The sequence below is a fragment of the Pseudomonas sp. 58 R 12 genome (assembly GCF_900005865.1).
GTDB classification, from domain to species: Bacteria; Pseudomonadota; Gammaproteobacteria; order Pseudomonadales; family Pseudomonadaceae; genus Aquipseudomonas; species Aquipseudomonas tritici.
The window spans coordinates 1-14,938 of the sequence record NZ_CVTP01000021.1 but is presented as its reverse complement, the minus strand read 5'-3'; the positions used below and the strand labels follow the sequence as shown (position 1 = coordinate 14,938).

Here is a 14,938-nt window from a genome sequence, read left to right as displayed (position 1 = left end):
GGATTACTCCCCTTTGCCCGTAGTGGCAGCAGGAGCAGCAACCGTTCCGGCAGGCTTGGCGTTATCCGCCTCCTTGACCTTGACCTCGGCGCCCGGCTTGACGTATTGCAAGCCTTCGGTGATCACACGGTCACCGGCGTTCAAGCCTTTTTCCACCAGCCAGTAGGCGCCGGCGGTGCGGTTGGCAACCAGGACGCGCTGCTCGACCTTGTTGTCGGCATTGACGACCAGGGCCGTCGGGATGCCTTTGAGGTCGCGTGTTACGCCTTGCTGCGGAGCCAGGATCGCCTTGCTGTTCACGCCGGCTTGCAACTGGGCGTGTACAAACATGCCCGGCAGCAGGGTGTGGTCAGGGTTGGGGAACACGGCGCGCAGGGTCACGGAACCGGTGGTCTGGTCAACCGACACTTCGGAGAACTCCAGCTTGCCGTCCTGGCCGTAGTCGCTGCCGTCTTCCAGGGTCAGCTTGACCTTGGCGGCATTGGCGCCGGCTTTTTCCAGCTGGCCGCTTTCCAGGTCGCGGCGCAGTTTCAGCATTTCGGCCGAAGACTGCGTGACGTCGACGTAGATCGGGTCAAGTTGCTGGATGACGGCCATGGAGTCGGCTTGGCCGTTGCTGACCAGTGCGCCTTCGGTGACCGAAGAACGGCCGATACGGCCGGCGATCGGCGCGTACACCTTGGTGTAGCGCACGTTGATCTGCGCGGTTTGAACGTTTGCTTCCGCAGTCATGCGATTGGCGACGGCGGTGTCGTATTCCTGACGGCTCACGGCTTGCTCATCGACCAACTGCTTGTAACGGTCGGTGATGGATTTGGTCTGGGTCAGCGTGGCTTGCGCGCTTTTCAGAGTGGCTTCATACACCGATGGGTCGATCTGGTAGAGCTGTTGCCCTTCCTTCACGTCCGCGCCTTCCTTGAACAGGCGCTTGAGAATGATGCCGTTGACCTGCGGGCGAACTTCCGCGATGCGGTAGGCGGTGGTGCGGCCTGGCAGCTCGGTCGTCAGGGTGAAGGCTTGCGGTTGAAGGGTGACCACGCCGACCTGAGGGATTTGAGCGGGCGGAGCCGCCTCTTCCTTTTTACATCCGCTGAGCAGCGATGCCAGGGCGACGGCAGTGACCAGAGCGGTAACAGCTGGCTTAAGTTGCATGAAGATCCTCGGGTCAGGCGCGCAGAGTGCGCACAAGCAGTGTGGAAGGGTGAAAAACAAACGGTGAGTGGATAAGTAGCTTGCTACGCAATATACTTACGTTCATGGTTGTTTGTAAACTCTTGACAGGCTTTGCGGATTGTTGACAAAGCAACACCCAAAGCCTCGATTCCATTACGTTCGGCACCCATGATGGTGTCGTCCCACAAATATTCAGATGATCGTTACCGGCTATTAATTCTGCGTTAACGATAGTCTCAAGTGTCCTGATTGAGGTTTTACTGCCATGGTTCGTCGCACTAAAGAGGAAGCTCAGGAAACGCGCAGCCAGATCCTCCAAGCCGCCGAGCAAGCCTTCTATGAGCGCGGCGTTGCGCGCACTACGCTGGCGGACATCGCCGCGCTGGCCGGTGTGACGCGGGGGGCTATCTACTGGCATTTCAGCAACAAATCCGATTTGCTGCAGGCGCTGCTCGATACGCTGCATGAGCCGCTGGACGAATTGGCCAGGGCCAGTGAAAGCGAGGACGAACTCGACCCGCTGGGCTGCATGCGCAAGCTGCTGATTCATTTGTTCCATCAAGTGGCCCTGGACCCGAAAACCCGGCGCATCAACGAGATCTTGTTCCATAAGTGCGAATTCACCGATGAAATGTGCGACATGCGCCGCCAGCGCCAGACCCACAGCCTGGAATGCAACCTGCGCATCGGCCTGACATTGCGTAACGCGGTCCATCGCGGGCAACTTCCGGAAAACCTCGACACCACCCGTGGCGCGGTGTGTATCCACGCCTACATCAACGGGCTGATCGGCCAGTGGCTGCTGGTCCCCGACAGCTTCCAGCTCCATCAGGAAGCCGAGCGCTGGGTGGACGCAGGGCTGGACATGCTGCGCTGGAGCCCCAGCCTGCGCAATTGAGACAAAGTGCGTAATTGCATCAGGTTGTGTCAACAGTAAAGCGTAAGGATGGTCAATCGTCCTTCTGCCTGATTGGTGGGGTGACTTTATATACGGGCTGGCGGGTGGTTGATAGGTAGCCGGCTAAGTATTTTGTAGCGATTTTGTTGCGATTCTGTGAAGCAATGTTTTCCTGGGGGCACGCGTTCAAAAATGTGGGAGCGGGCTTGCTCGCGAAAGCGGTGGTTCAGTCAATTATTCAGTGACTGACACGCTGCATTCGCGAGCAAGCCCGCTCCCACATGGGTCAGCTGATGCATTCAAGATATGTGTAAAAAAGCCCCGGTTCCTGCGAACCGGGGCTTTTTCATTTCAGCTCGTTACCTCAGAGCGCCAGCGTCGGGTAGTCGATATAACCGACCGGGCCCTTGCTGTAGAAGGTGTCCGGGCGTGGATCATTCAGCGGAGCATCCGCCTTCAACCGCGCTGGCAAGTCCGGGTTGGCAATAAACGGCACGCCCCAGGCCACCGCATCCGCCTTGCCTTCAGCCAGCCAGGCATTGGCGCTGTCCTTGGTGAAGCGTTCGTTGGCGATGTAGACGCCGCCAAAGGCCTTTTTGAGGTGTGGGCCGAGGCTGTCAGGGCCTTCCTTTTCACGCGAGCAGATGAAGGCGATGCCACGCTTGCCCAGTTCGCTGGCGACGTAGGTGAAGGTCTCCGCCAGGTTGTCGTCGCCCATGTCGTGGGAGTCGGCGCGGGGTGCCAAGTGCACACCCACACGGCCGGCGCCCCAGACTTCGATGGCCGCGTCAGTCACTTCCAGCAGCAGGCGTGCACGGTTTTCTAGGGAGCCGCCGTACTGGTCGGTGCGCTTATTAGTGCTGCTCTGCAGGAACTGGTCGAGCAGGTAGCCGTTGGCACCGTGGATTTCCACGCCGTCAAAACCGGCGGCCTTGGCGTTCTCGGCCCCTGTGCGGTAGGCGTCGACGATGTCGGCGATTTCAGCGGTTTCCAGCGCGCGAGGGGTCGGGTAGTCGGCCAGTGGGCGCACCAGGCTGACGTGGCCTTTAGGCTGGATCGCGCTCGGTGCCACCGGGGTTTCGCCGTTCAAGTACGACTCGTGGGAAATACGGCCCACGTGCCACAGTTGCAGGAAGATCTTACCGCCCGCGCCGTGAATCGCCTTGGTTACGTTGGCCCAGCCGCGCACCTGGTCGTTGGACCAGATGCCCGGGGTGTCCGGGTAGCCCACGCCCAGGGGCGTCACGGAGGTGGCTTCGCTGAGGATCAACCCGGCGGCAGCGCGTTGCACGTAGTACTCGGCCATCAGCGCGTTGGGTACGCGACCGGCGTCTGCACGGCAGCGGGTCAGCGGCGCCATGATGATGCGGTTCGACAGTTCCAGGTCGCCCAGTTTGATCGGATCGAAAATAGTCGTCATCGGGAAAATACCTTTGTCTTTGAAGTGGATCAGTTGGTCGCAGGGGCCAGGCCGGCATCGCCGCTCTGACGGAAAGTAATCAGGGTCACCACCAGCGCGAGGATCGCCAGGGCCGCTGCGGCTAACGGCACACTGGTCAAGCCGAAACCGTGGGCTATCACACTGCCGCCAACCCAGGCACCCAGCGCGTTGCCGATGTTGAAGGCGCCGATGTTCAGGGTGGACACCAGGTTCGGCGCGGCCTTGCCGAAGGTCACCACGTTGATCTGCAACGCAGGCACGGCGGCGAACGAGGCGGTGGCCCACAGGAACAAGGTGATTTCAGTCGGGATGATGGCGACGCTGGTCCAGGTCAGCGCGGTGGAAACCACCGCCATACTGATGAACACGCCGATCAGGGTGGCCGCCAGGCGTTTATCCGCCAGCTTGCCGCCAATGATATTGCCCACGGTGAGGCCCAGGCCGATCAGCAGCAGGGTCCAGGTCACGCCCTTGGGCGACACGCCGGTGACATCGCCGAGCAGCGGCGCAACGTAGGTGAAGAGGGTGAACATGGACGCGGCGAACAGCGCAGTCATGCTCAGCGACAGCCAGATGCCGGCGCCTTTGAGCGCGGCCAGTTCGGCGCGCATGTCGAGTTTCTCTTCATCACGCTTGGCGGGCAGGAAGCGGATCAGGCCAATCAACGCCACCACACCAATCACCGTCACCGCCCAGAACGTCGAGCGCCAGCCGGCTTCCTGGCCCAGCGCGGTACCCAGGGGTACGCCGAGCACGTTGGCCAGGGTCAAACCGGTGAACATCAAGGCTACGGCCGAAGCACGCTTGTTAGCCGGCACCAGGTTGGCCGCTACCACTGAACCAATCCCAAAGAAAGCACCGTGGCACAGCGCCGTGACGACGCGGGCAAACATCAGCACGTTGTAGTCACTGGCCAGGGCGCAGAGCAGGTTGCCGATAATGAAGATACCCATCAACGCTACCAGGGCGGCCTTGCGTGGCAGCTTGGCGGTGGCCAGTGCCATGAAAGGTGCACCGATGGCCACGCCCAGGGCGTAGCCGGTGACCAGCCAGCCGGCGCCGGGAATCGACACACCCAGGTCCGCCGCTACATCGGGCAGCAAGCCCATGATGACGAACTCGGTGGTGCCGATGGCGAAGGCGCTGAGTGCCAGTATGAGTAGCGAGAGGGGCATTATCGTTTCCTTGTTACAGCGCTGCGTTTTCGTCAGCGCTGAGTTCAGTGATGAGCGCCGCGAGGAAGGCCTGGATGGTGTCCTCGTTGCGTTTGAAAAAGTGCCACTGGCCGGCCTTCTGGCTGCTGATCAGCCCTGCGCGTTGCAAGGTGGCGAGGTGGGCCGACACGGTCGACTGGGACAAGCCGCAGCGCTGGTCGATCTGCCCGGCGCAGATGCCGTACTCGTGGTTGTGCAGTTGCTCGGGGAACTGCACTTTCGGGTCTTTCAGCCAAGTGAGGATGTCTCGTCGTACTGGGTGCGCCAGGGCTTTTATTATTTCGTCGAGGTCGATGGACATGGCAGGTGCTCGGTTTTTTACAGCGTTATATCGCGATGAGGCGAACTTTAAATCGCTATATCCCGATATACCAATATGATTTTGATCTGAGTCTAGGCTCAATCGGTATATCGGGTTATAACGATACGTTGACGGCAGTGATAGACTGCGCGCCATGAATTATCTCGCACATCTGCACCTGGGCGGCCAACTTCCTGCGCAATTGCTGGGCAGCCTGTATGGCGACTTTGTCAAAGGCCGCCTGCAGGGGCAGTTCAGCCCGCAAATCGAATCGGCGATCCAGCTGCACCGCTCGATTGACCGTTTTACCGACAGCCACCCGTTGGTGGGGGAGGCGTTGTCACGCTTCAGCCTGACCCGCAGGCGCTATGCCGGGATCGTCCTCGATGTGTTTTTCGACCACTGCCTGGCGCGGGATTGGGCGTTGTATGCCGACCAACCGCTGGAGCGCTTCACGTCGCAGGTGTACCGCGTGCTGGCGGCCGAGCCGCAGTTGCCAGGGCGGCTGGCGCAGATTGCGCCGTATATGGCGGCGGATGATTGGTTGGGTTCTTACCGCGAGTTTGCGGTGATGGAGCAGGTGTTGCGCGGGATCTCGCGGCGGCTGACACAGCCGGAGGCGTTGGGGTTTGCGATGCAGGAGTTGCGGGTGTTGTATGAGCCTTTGAGTGAAGACTTCCGGGTGTTCTATCCAGAGCTGCAGGCCTTTGCACGCAACCACCTGACCACTGGGGTTTAAAGGTGGGAGCTGGCTTGCCTGCGATTGCAGTCTGCCAGTTGATACCTGTGTTGCTGACCCACCGCTATCGCAGGCAAGCCAGCTCCCACATTTTGACCGTGCCCGCTTTATGCCGCGAATGCCGGCCGAACCGCGATCTGTTCTGCTTCCGGCAACGGCCCAAACAACGCCTTCTGCACCGCCTGCTGCGCCTGATACGCCAGCGCCGCGCGCTCCTGCCCGGCACAGGCAATCGGCTTGAGCACATGAATCTCCACATCACCTTGGTCATTGCCAAACAGACGCATCAGGTGCGACAGCAAATCATCATCGCCAATAAACGGTGCCAGCGGGTCCACTTGGCCGTCGCGCAAATAACGGATCGCCACCGGTTGCAGCGACACATCCGCATCGATCGCACTGGCCAGCAAGCGCCCGTGGAACGTGCGCAGGCTGCGGCCGTCGGTGGTGGTGCCTTCCGGGAACATCAGCAGCGGGTGCTGTTGTTCCAAGTGACGGGTCATCTGCTTGCGGATCAACTGACTGTCACCCGAACCCCTGCGGATAAACAGGCTGCCTGCTTTAGCCGCCAACCAGCCGGCCACCGGCCAGGTGCGCACTTCGGCCTTGGACAGGAACGACATCGGCGCCACAGCGCCCAGCAGTGGAATATCGGTCCAGGACACGTGATTGCTCACCCACAGCATGGGCTGCGTCGGCAACTCGCCGTGCACCGTCACGCGAAAGGGCAGGGCATTGGTCAGGCGCGCCATGAAGAACCGCGACCAACGCTGGCGGCGCACCATCGAGTTGGCCACGCCCAAACGCTCAAACAGGCCAAACACGCTGGCCATGCTCAAGCCCAGCGCCACCACCACCAGCACGCGGGCAATGCGCCCGTAGATCCGCAGGCGGCTCATCACATGGCTGCCTTGAAGTGGCGGGCGTAACGCGGGCATAGCTCATCGCGCTTGAGCAGGATGAACACGTCGGCCACTTGGAAATCTTCATCCCAGCACGGCTCGCCGCAGATCTTCGCACCCAGGCGCATATAGGCCTTGAGCAGCGGTGGCATCTCGGCGATTACGTTGGACGGCAGGTCCAGTGCCGGCAGTGGTTTCTTCGGTTCGGCACGCAGGTGTTCGTTGCACAGGTAGCGTTCGCGCAGACGCTGCATGATCGCGTGGGCCTGGATGCCGCCGTCGTGCATCGGAATGCTTGCGCACCCCATCAGGTAGCTGTAGCCGCCTTGATTCAACACTTCGGCCAACTCGCCCCACAACACGGCAATCGTGCCGCCGTTGCGGTAGGCGGGGTCGACGCAGGTGCGGCCGATTTCTAGGATAGGGCCCTGCAAGTGCAGCAAACCGTGCAGGCTGAATTCTTCTTCGCTGTAGAACCGGCCCAGGGTGCTGGCGGCCTGGTGGTCGAGCAAACGGGTGGTGGCGACCAATCGACCGCTGTTCAAATCCCGCACACCGATATGGCTGCAGTGAACATCATAGTCATCCATGTCCAGGCCCAGTTCCGCGCCTTTCAGCTTGGCGTTGAACTCGCCGCTGAACACGTTGAACCGCAAGGCCTGGGCTTCCTGCAAAGCCTGTGCGCCGATCAGGCGTTCGGCTTGCAGACGGCGTTCATTGCCGGTGTCGCTGATGCGGGCGATCTGAGTCATGGCGAGTCTCCGAGTGCCGGCCACGTTTCGGCCGGTCGACTTTGTTGTCCAAAGTCAGGCTATGTAGGCTCGGTGTCATCTCCATGAAGTTACGGTGACGGTTGGATGACAGCCCTCCCTGTCGCAAATCTGTCATCACCCTCGGCTAGGCTCGCGGGCTTGAATGCCCCCTTGAGTTTGCGTCCATGGTTAGAGGCTTGTTGTGCGTTGCCTTGCTGCTCGTCACCGTGACTGCCCACGCTGAAACCTGGCCCGATAAAGAATGGGCCAAGGGCACACCGCTCGCAGGTCCTGCCGTCGACGCTTTGGATGCTTACGCTTTCCCTGCGCGAGACGACACCACCCGCCAAGGCATTCGCACCGACGCGTTGCTGGTGATCCGCGACGGCGAGGTTATCTACGAACGCTACGCCGCACCCACCACCCCCAGCACGCCGCACCTCACCTGGTCCATCAGTAAAAGCCTGATGGCCACCGTGCTGGGCGTGGCCTATGGCGATAACCGCTTTAAATTGACCGACCCGGTCGCGCGCTTCTACCCGCCGATGAAGCAACACCCAACCGTGACCATGGCCGATTTGCTGCACTGGGCCTCGGGCCTGGACTGGCAGGAAGACTACGAATACGCGCCACTGAAATCTTCAGTGGTGGCGATGCTCTACACCCGTGGCCGCGCCGATATGGCTGACTTTGCCGCGGACACGGAGGCGGCCAGCGCACCCGGCCAGGCCTTTCGTTACTCCAGCGGCGACACCAACATCTTGTCCGCCGCTCTCAAAGGCATGCTCGGCCTCAAGGCTTATATGAGTTACCCCTGGGATGCCCTGTTCAAGCCCTTGGGTATCCGCAGTGCCACGTGGGAAACCGACGCCGATGAAACCTTTGTCGCCTCGTCCTACGCCTACCTCACCGCCCGCGACCTGGCGCGCGTCGGCCTGCTGATGGCGCGGGATGGTCGTTGGGGGGATCAACAGTTGCTGCCAAAGGATTGGGTGACCTTCAATCGCCAGCCGTTCGATAAATACAAAGCCGGCCAGGACGAAGCCGTCCCCGGCGGCCATTGGTGGCTCAATCAAGGCGCCCCACGGCCCTGGCCCGACGCCCCCGCCGACACCTTTGCCGCCCTCGGCCATTGGGGCCAGGCGCTGTATGTGATGCCCGACGAACGCCTGGTGATCGTGCGCTATGGCGACGACCGCGACGGCAGCTACCGCCACAACGAACTGCTCAAACGCGTGCTCGCGGCGGTGCAACCATGATCCGCCGTCGTCCGTTTACCAGCCTGTTTCTCCTGCTGCTTCTCGCCCTGCTGGGGTGGATCTGGCACGAGCGCGTCAACCTGCAAGCCTTCCCCGACATCATCGCGGCGTACACCGCCAAGGAGTATTGCTCGTGTCGGTATGTGGCGAACAACCCGGCCGAGTATTGCCGCGGGTATGTGAAGCAATACGTGCCGACCAGCGCATTCAGCGACAACCCGGCGCGCAGTGAAGTGACGGCGAGTGGGTTGGGGCGTACCCACAGTGCGCGGTGGTTGGGCGACCGCCAGGGCTGCCGCCTGACGCCCTGACGCCCCAAACGTCCCCACATTGGATTTGCGCCGTTCATGAGATTGCGCTTAAGGTTCGTTCAGGTTTTTCCCCCGCGAGTCTTTATGTTCAACGCTTCTCTATTCAACCCCCTGGCCTTCGCCCTCCTGGCCACCGTCGCTGTGCCTGCCCACGCCGACTGGTACCTGGATAACGAATCCTCGCGCCTATCGTTCGTTACCACCAAAAACACCGAGATTGCCGAAGTCCATCGCTTCCTGGTGTTGCACGGCAAGGTCGACAGCAAAGGTGCGGCCCAGCTGGAAGTGGAAATGGAGTCGGTCAACAGCGGCATTCCCCTGCGCGATGAGCGCATGCGCAACCAGTTGTTCGAGATCAAGACCTTCCCCGAAGCGTTGATCAGCGCACAGATCAATCTGCAACCCATCAATGACCTCGCGCCCGGAGCACAGTTGGAATTGCGCCTGCCGCTGTCCGTGACCCTGCATGGCAAAACCCAGACCTACAGCGCCGAATTGCTGGCCACGCGCTTGGACGACCGACGTTTCCAAGTAGTGACCCTGGAACCGGTGGTGCTGCACGCCGAAGATTTCGATCTGGCGCCGGGTGTGGCGGCGTTGCGCAAGGCGGCGGGGCTTGCGTCGATCAGTTTGTCGGTACCGGTGGGTGCGGTGCTGATCTTTACGGCGCGCTGACATGAGCGGCGCGGTGTTTCCATGGCGCAGCGCCAATCGGTTCGAGTTGCTGATCGACGGCCCGCAATTCTTCCCGCAGATGCTGGTGGGCATCGCCCGTGCCGAGCGGCAAGTGGACCTTGAACTCTATCTGGTGGAGGCCGGAGCCTGCGCCGAAGCGCTGGTACAGGCGCTGGTGCTGGCGGCCGAGCGTGGTGTGCAGGTGCGTTGCCTGTTTGATGATTACGGCAGCCTGGCGTTTACCCTCGGCTTGCGTAAACGCCTGACCGATGCCGGTGTACAACTGCGTTTCTACAATCGCCTGAGCTGGCGCCGCTGGATGCGTAATTTTTACCGCGACCACCGCAAGCTGTTGCTGATCGACCAGAGCAGTGCGGTGGTCGGCGGAACGGGGGTGACGGATGAATTCTGGACCCCTGGCCAAGACACCGCCGACTGGCATGAAGTGATGGTGCAAATCAGCGGCCCGCTGGTGCTGGACTGGCAGGCGCTGTTCGACCGTCAATGGCACGCTAACGCGGCGCGCCGGGAATGGAAGCCCGCCACCCACTTTGGTTTACCGCGTTTGCCCAAGGTGCCGGCGACTGGGCCGGGCCTGGGCCGCGTGGCCTACGCCGACGCCCGTCAGCATCGCGATATTTTGCAATCGCTGATCCGTGCCCTGAATAACAGTCACCAGCGCATCTGGCTGGCCACGCCCTATTTTCTGCCAACCTGGGGCGCTCGTCGCGCTTTGCGCCGTGCGGCCGGGCGCGGGGTGGATGTGCGTTTACTGCTCACCGGCCCGCGCACCGATCACCCGTCTGTACGTTACGCCGGGCACCGGTATTACCCGCGATTGCTGCGCTCGGGCGTGCAGATATTTGAATACCAGCCGTGCTTTTTGCACCTGAAGATGGTGCTGGTGGATGACTGGGTCAGCATTGGCTCGTGCAACTTCGATCACTGGAACCTGCGTTTCAACCTGGAGGCCAACCTGGAAGCGTTGGACCCCGAGCTGACGCTGGCGGTGAAGGGCAGTTTCGAACGCGATTTTGCCCAGAGCCAGGCAGTGAGCCTGGAGGCGTGGAAGTCGCGGCCATTGTGGCGGCGGGTGAAACAACGGGTGTGGGGGTGGATTGATCGCTTGGTGGTGAACTTGCTGGACCGACGCGGCTAGCCAGACCACTGAGATCAAATGTGGGAGCTAGCTTGTCGAATCGTCGAACCGCTGCGATAGCCATAGGTATCTACACATCTTGAGGGAGCCCTCTGCGTAGCAGCTGTCGAGCCCCGGCGAGGCTGCGTTTGCGGGCTGTCTGACACACCGCTGACGCAGCCTCGCCGGGGCTCGACAGCTGCTACGCAATTTCACTTTGAAGATGTAGATACTTATGCTGCGATAGCGGTAGTGAATTCACCACCGCTATCGCAGGCAAGCCAGCTCCCACACTGACTGCGTTTACAGCGTTAGATCAGAGCAGTTCGAACGTCTGCTGCTGCACATCCTGGGAATCCAGCCCGATCTGCACGTTGAACTCACCCGGCTCCGCCGCGAACTTGAGCTGGGTGTTGTAGAACTTCAGGTCTTCCTCGGTGATGGTGAAGTGCAGCGTGCGCTCCTCACCCGCCTTGAGCATGACCTTCTGGAAGTTTTTCAACTCCTTGATCGGGCGGATCATCGAGCCGGCCACATCCTGGATATACAGCTGCACCACGGTTTCGCCATCCACCTTGCCGGTGTTGGTCACAGTGACACTGGCGTCGAGCTTGCCGGTCTTGTTCAGCGTAGTGGACGACAGCGCCATGTCCGACAGGTTGAACGTGGTGTAGCTCAGGCCATAGCCAAACGGGAACAGGGGCCCGGTGGTGTCATCGAAGTACTGCGAGGTGTAGTTGCCCGGTTTGCCTGGGGTGAACGGTCGGCCGACGGTCAGGTGGTTGTAGTACGTCGGAATCTGCCCTACCGAGCGTGGGAACGTGATCGGCAGCTTGCCCGACGGGTTGTAGTCACCAAACAGCACGTCGGCAATGGCGTTACCGCCTTCGGTGCCGGCGAACCAGGTTTCCAGGATCGCGTCGGCCTGTTGGTTCTCTTCAACAATCGACAGCGGGCGGCCGTTCATCAGCACCAGTACCAGCGGCTTGCCGGTGGCTTTCAAGGCCTTGATCAGGTCGCGCTGGCTTTGCGGGATGTTCAGGTCGGTGCGGCTCGAGGATTCGTGCGACATGCCACGGGATTCACCCACGGCAGCCACCACCACATCGGCATCCTTGGCGGCCTTTACGGCCTCGTCGATCATCACTTGGGCAGGGCGGGTGTCATCCACCACTTCCGGCGCATCGAAGTTGAGGAAGTTCAGGTAGTCGACCACGGCCTTGTCGTTGGTGATGTTGGCGCCACGGGCATAGATGATCTTGCCTTTTTCGCCGATCACCGCGTTTAAACCGTCGAGCAGCGTCACCGATTGCGCAGGCCGTCCGGCGGCGGCCCAACTGCCCATCATGTCAATAGGCGCCTTGGCCAGCGGGCCGACCAGGGCGATGGTCGCGGATTTTTTCAGCGGCAGGGTGTTGTTCTGGTTTTTCAGCAACACCAGGCTGCGGCGTGCGATGTCGCGTGCGTCGGCACGGTGCAGGCGGCTTTCGGCGTAGGTGTCGGCCGGGTCATCCTCGGCCTTGCCGATGCGCAGGTACGGGTCCTTGAACAGGCCCATGTCGTATTTGGCACCGAGCACTTCGCGCACGGCGTTATCGATGTCGCTCTGTTCGATCTCGCCGGACTTGAGCAGCCCCGGCAATTCTTTGGCATACAACGAGTCGTTCATGCTCATGTCGATGCCGGCCTTGATCGCCAGCTTGGCGGCTTCGCGCCCGTCTTTGGCCACGCCGTGCTTGATCAGCTCGAAGATCGCGCCATGGTCGCTCACGGCCACGCCCTTGAAGCCCCAGTCCCGGCGCAGCAGGTCATTCATCAGCCAGGTGTTGGCGGTGGCAGGCACGCCGTTGATCGAGTTCAGCGCCACCATCACGCCGCCGGAGCCGGCCTTGATCGCCGCGTGGTACGGCGGCAGGTAGTCCTGGTACATCTTGACCGGGCTCATGTCGACCACGTTGTAGTCGCGACCGCCTTCCACCGCGCCATACAGGGCGAAATGCTTGACGCTGGCCATGATGCTGTCGGCATTCGCGGGGCTCACGCCCTGGAACGCCTTGACCATCACTTCGGCGATGCGCGAGACCAGATACGTGTCTTCACCAAAGCCTTCGGACGTACGGCCCCAGCGCGGGTCGCGGGAGATGTCGACCATCGGCGCAAAAGTGATGTCGAGGCTGTCGGCGGCGGCTTCCTGGGCAGCGACGCGCCCGGAGCGGCTGATGGCCTCCATGTCCCAGCTGGATGCCAGGGCCAGGCTGATCGGGAAGATCGTGCGGTGGCCGTGGATCACGTCGTAGGCGAAGAACATCGGGATCTTCAGCCGGCTGCGCATGGCCGCGTCCTGCATCGGACGGTTTTCCGGGCGGGTGATGGAGTTGAAGGTGCCACCGATACGGCCGGCGGCGATTTCCTTGCGGATCAGCTCGCGGGGCATCTCGGGGCCGATGCTGATCAGGCGCAATTGGCCGATCTTTTCGTCCAGGGTCATCTGCTTGAGCAGGTCGCTGACAAACGCGTCCTTGTCTTTAAGCGCAGCAGGCTTTGTTTCTGCCCATACGGGGTGACTGGCCAGAGTGGCAACAAGGCCGAGCAAACACAGCTTTTTCATGAATATCCTTTTTCGGCTCACTGCACAGCATTGGGGTGAATGCTGATCGGCCAAAATGTGGGGAGCGTCTATTGTTGTTCGGGTGTTGTTCAGATAAATGCAGCACACTCTGAACTCTTGTTCGCGCTGGGCATCTTTGTAGCTGATTGGCTCGATGCATTCCAGTGGTGGCGGATTATGCCCCAAGCGCGTGGTGTATAGGGTTAGTCGTAACATTCCATCAAGATTGGGCAGGAGAAACACCATGCAAGCAGCACAAGGTTACCGCTGGGGCTTGAAAGCCGCGGTTTTGCTATTGATCAGCAGCGTGCTGAGCGGTTGCGGCATCAACAACATCCCGACCCTGGACGAACAGGCCAAGGCCGCCTGGGGCCAGGTGCAGAACCAGTACCAACGCCGCGCCGACCTGATTCCCAACCTGGTGGAAGTGGTCAAGGGCTACGCCGCCCATGAGCAAGACACGCTCACCGCCGTGATTGAAGCGCGGGCCAAGGCCACGTCGATCCAGGTGGATGCCAGCACCCTCGACAATCCGGAAAAACTCAAGCAGTTCCAGCAAGCCCAGGATGGCTTGAGTGGCGCACTCAGCCGTTTGATGGTGGTGTCCGAGCGCTACCCGGACCTGAAGGCCAACCAGAATTTCCTGGCCCTGCAATCGCAGCTTGAAGGCACCGAAAACCGTATCGCCGTGGCCCGCCGCGACTTTATCCAGGCCGTACAGGCCTACAACACCGAGATTCGCACTTTCCCTGGCCGTCTGTGGCACAGCGTGATGTACAGCGACTTGCCGGTCCGCGCCACGTTTGAGGCCACCAGTGCCGATGCCGATAAAGCGCCGCAAGTGAAGTTCAAATAAAGCTGCATTGAGGTGTCGATGCGTTTATTACGGATAGGCCTGGCGCTGTGGCTGTTGGCCTGCGTGGGCGTGGCCCAGGCAGCGCTGACCTTCCCGGCGCTGACCGGGCGGGTGGTGGATAACGCCCAGATGATCGACGCAGCCACGCGCCAGCAGCTGACACAGCAGTTGCAGGCGCTGGAACAGACGTCCGGTGACCAGATCGTAGTGGTCACCGTGCCTGACTTGCAGGGCGTACCGATTGAGGACTTCGGTTATCAGTTGGCTCGCCAGTGGGGCATCGGCCAGAAGGGCAAGGATAACGGCGCGCTGTTGATCGTCGCCCGTGATGAGCGCAAATTGCGTATCGAAGTCGGCTACGGCCTGGAAGGCGTGCTCACCGATGCGCAGTCGTGGGTGATCATCAATCAGGTGATTGCACCGGCGTTCAAGGCCGGCAATTACAGCAAAGGCATCAGCGATGGCGTGGCCGCGATGGTGCAAGTGGTGGGCGGTGAACCCTTGGCCGTGCCAGCCCATGTGGCGGATGGCAACTTTGCCAAGGATAATCCCGGGCTTTCCATCGGCCTGTTTGTCCTGCTGATCGGCGTGTTGTGGCTGTGCAACCGGATGGGGCTGCCAGTCGGTGCAATCCTGCTGGCGATTCTCAGCAGCAGCGGGCGCGGCGGTGG

Annotated in this window: 15 protein-coding genes; 8 read left to right on the top strand and 7 right to left on the bottom strand. The window is 61.2% G+C overall.

The window, feature by feature from the left end; genetic code table 11:
• Positions 1-3: 3 nt before the first annotated feature.
• Positions 4-1,152 (bottom strand): efflux RND transporter periplasmic adaptor subunit, encoded by a 1,149-nt coding sequence (locus tag BFP95_RS17435; protein WP_065873252.1) that lies wholly within the window; start codon positions 1,150-1,152, stop codon positions 4-6.
• A 286-nt stretch (positions 1,153-1,438) separates the two neighbouring features.
• Here BFP95_RS17435 and BFP95_RS17430 point away from each other — a divergent pair, with 286 nt between their 5' ends.
• Complete coding sequence (locus BFP95_RS17430; protein WP_010212311.1) at positions 1,439-2,071, top strand: TetR family transcriptional regulator; 633 nt, start codon at positions 1,439-1,441, stop codon at positions 2,069-2,071.
• Positions 2,072-2,435: 364 nt separating this feature from the next.
• On the opposite strand, the gene BFP95_RS17425 is transcribed toward BFP95_RS17430, so the two are convergent.
• The 3 genes from BFP95_RS17425 to BFP95_RS17415 are packed head-to-tail and all read right to left on the bottom strand — an operon-like array spanning position 2,436 to position 5,027.
• On the bottom strand, positions 2,436-3,491 hold the full coding sequence (locus tag BFP95_RS17425; protein WP_065910484.1) for an alkene reductase: 1,056 nt from the start codon (positions 3,489-3,491) through the stop codon (positions 2,436-2,438).
• Between the two features lie 29 nt (positions 3,492-3,520).
• The gene (locus BFP95_RS17420) at positions 3,521-4,687 is read right to left on the bottom strand and encodes an MFS transporter (protein ID WP_065872051.1); all 1,167 of its coding nucleotides are present in this window, start codon (positions 4,685-4,687) and stop codon (positions 3,521-3,523) included.
• Positions 4,688-4,700: 13 nt separating this feature from the next.
• On the bottom strand, positions 4,701-5,027 hold the full coding sequence (locus BFP95_RS17415; protein WP_065872050.1) for an ArsR/SmtB family transcription factor: 327 nt from the start codon (positions 5,025-5,027) through the stop codon (positions 4,701-4,703).
• Between the two features lie 154 nt (positions 5,028-5,181).
• Here BFP95_RS17415 and BFP95_RS17410 point away from each other — a divergent pair, with 154 nt between their 5' ends.
• The gene (locus BFP95_RS17410; RefSeq protein ID WP_065872049.1) at positions 5,182-5,766 is read left to right on the top strand and encodes an acyl carrier protein phosphodiesterase; all 585 of its coding nucleotides are present in this window, start codon (positions 5,182-5,184) and stop codon (positions 5,764-5,766) included.
• Positions 5,767-5,873: 107 nt separating this feature from the next.
• Here the strand turns inward: BFP95_RS17410 and BFP95_RS17405 are convergent, their stop codons facing one another.
• Together BFP95_RS17405 and olsB are read right to left on the bottom strand one after the other, a co-directional pair.
• Positions 5,874-6,665 carry a lysophospholipid acyltransferase family protein gene (locus BFP95_RS17405; protein WP_065872048.1) on the bottom strand — a complete coding sequence of 264 codons (792 nt, stop codon included), beginning with the start codon at positions 6,663-6,665 and terminating at the stop codon, positions 5,874-5,876.
• Complete coding sequence (gene olsB / locus BFP95_RS17400) at positions 6,665-7,420, bottom strand: L-ornithine N(alpha)-acyltransferase (protein ID WP_049709576.1); 756 nt, start codon at positions 7,418-7,420, stop codon at positions 6,665-6,667. Before olsB ends, BFP95_RS17405 begins: the two co-directional genes overlap by 1 nt.
• A gap of 185 nt (positions 7,421-7,605) precedes the next feature.
• Between olsB and BFP95_RS17395 the strand changes: the two genes are divergently transcribed.
• From BFP95_RS17395 to BFP95_RS17380, 4 genes are all read left to right on the top strand, one after another.
• Entirely contained in the window at positions 7,606-8,679 is a 1,074-nt protein-coding gene (locus tag BFP95_RS17395) for a serine hydrolase domain-containing protein (protein WP_065890072.1), read from the top strand.
• Positions 8,676-8,990 carry an amidase gene (locus tag BFP95_RS17390; RefSeq protein ID WP_065872046.1) on the top strand — a complete coding sequence of 105 codons (315 nt, stop codon included), beginning with the start codon at positions 8,676-8,678 and terminating at the stop codon, positions 8,988-8,990. The genes BFP95_RS17395 and BFP95_RS17390 overlap by 4 nt, the downstream gene beginning before the upstream one ends.
• An 84-nt stretch (positions 8,991-9,074) precedes the next feature.
• Entirely contained in the window at positions 9,075-9,665 is a 591-nt protein-coding gene (locus BFP95_RS17385; RefSeq protein WP_065910483.1) for a YceI family protein, read from the top strand.
• Between the two features lies 1 nt (position 9,666).
• The gene (locus BFP95_RS17380) at positions 9,667-10,824 is read left to right on the top strand and encodes a phospholipase D-like domain-containing protein (protein ID WP_065910482.1); all 1,158 of its coding nucleotides are present in this window, start codon (positions 9,667-9,669) and stop codon (positions 10,822-10,824) included.
• A 295-nt stretch (positions 10,825-11,119) separates the two neighbouring features.
• Here the strand turns inward: BFP95_RS17380 and bglX are convergent, their stop codons facing one another.
• On the bottom strand, positions 11,120-13,411 hold the full coding sequence (gene bglX, locus BFP95_RS17375) for a beta-glucosidase BglX (protein WP_065872043.1): 2,292 nt from the start codon (positions 13,409-13,411) through the stop codon (positions 11,120-11,122).
• Positions 13,412-13,655: 244 nt separating this feature from the next.
• Between bglX and BFP95_RS17370 the strand changes: the two genes are divergently transcribed.
• A complete protein-coding gene (locus tag BFP95_RS17370; protein WP_049709565.1) occupies positions 13,656-14,267 on the top strand; it encodes a LemA family protein in 612 nt (203 codons plus the stop codon).
• Positions 14,268-14,285: 18 nt separating this feature from the next.
• On the top strand, positions 14,286-14,938 hold a 653-nt coding region (locus BFP95_RS17365), incomplete at its 3' end, for a TPM domain-containing protein (RefSeq protein WP_065910481.1).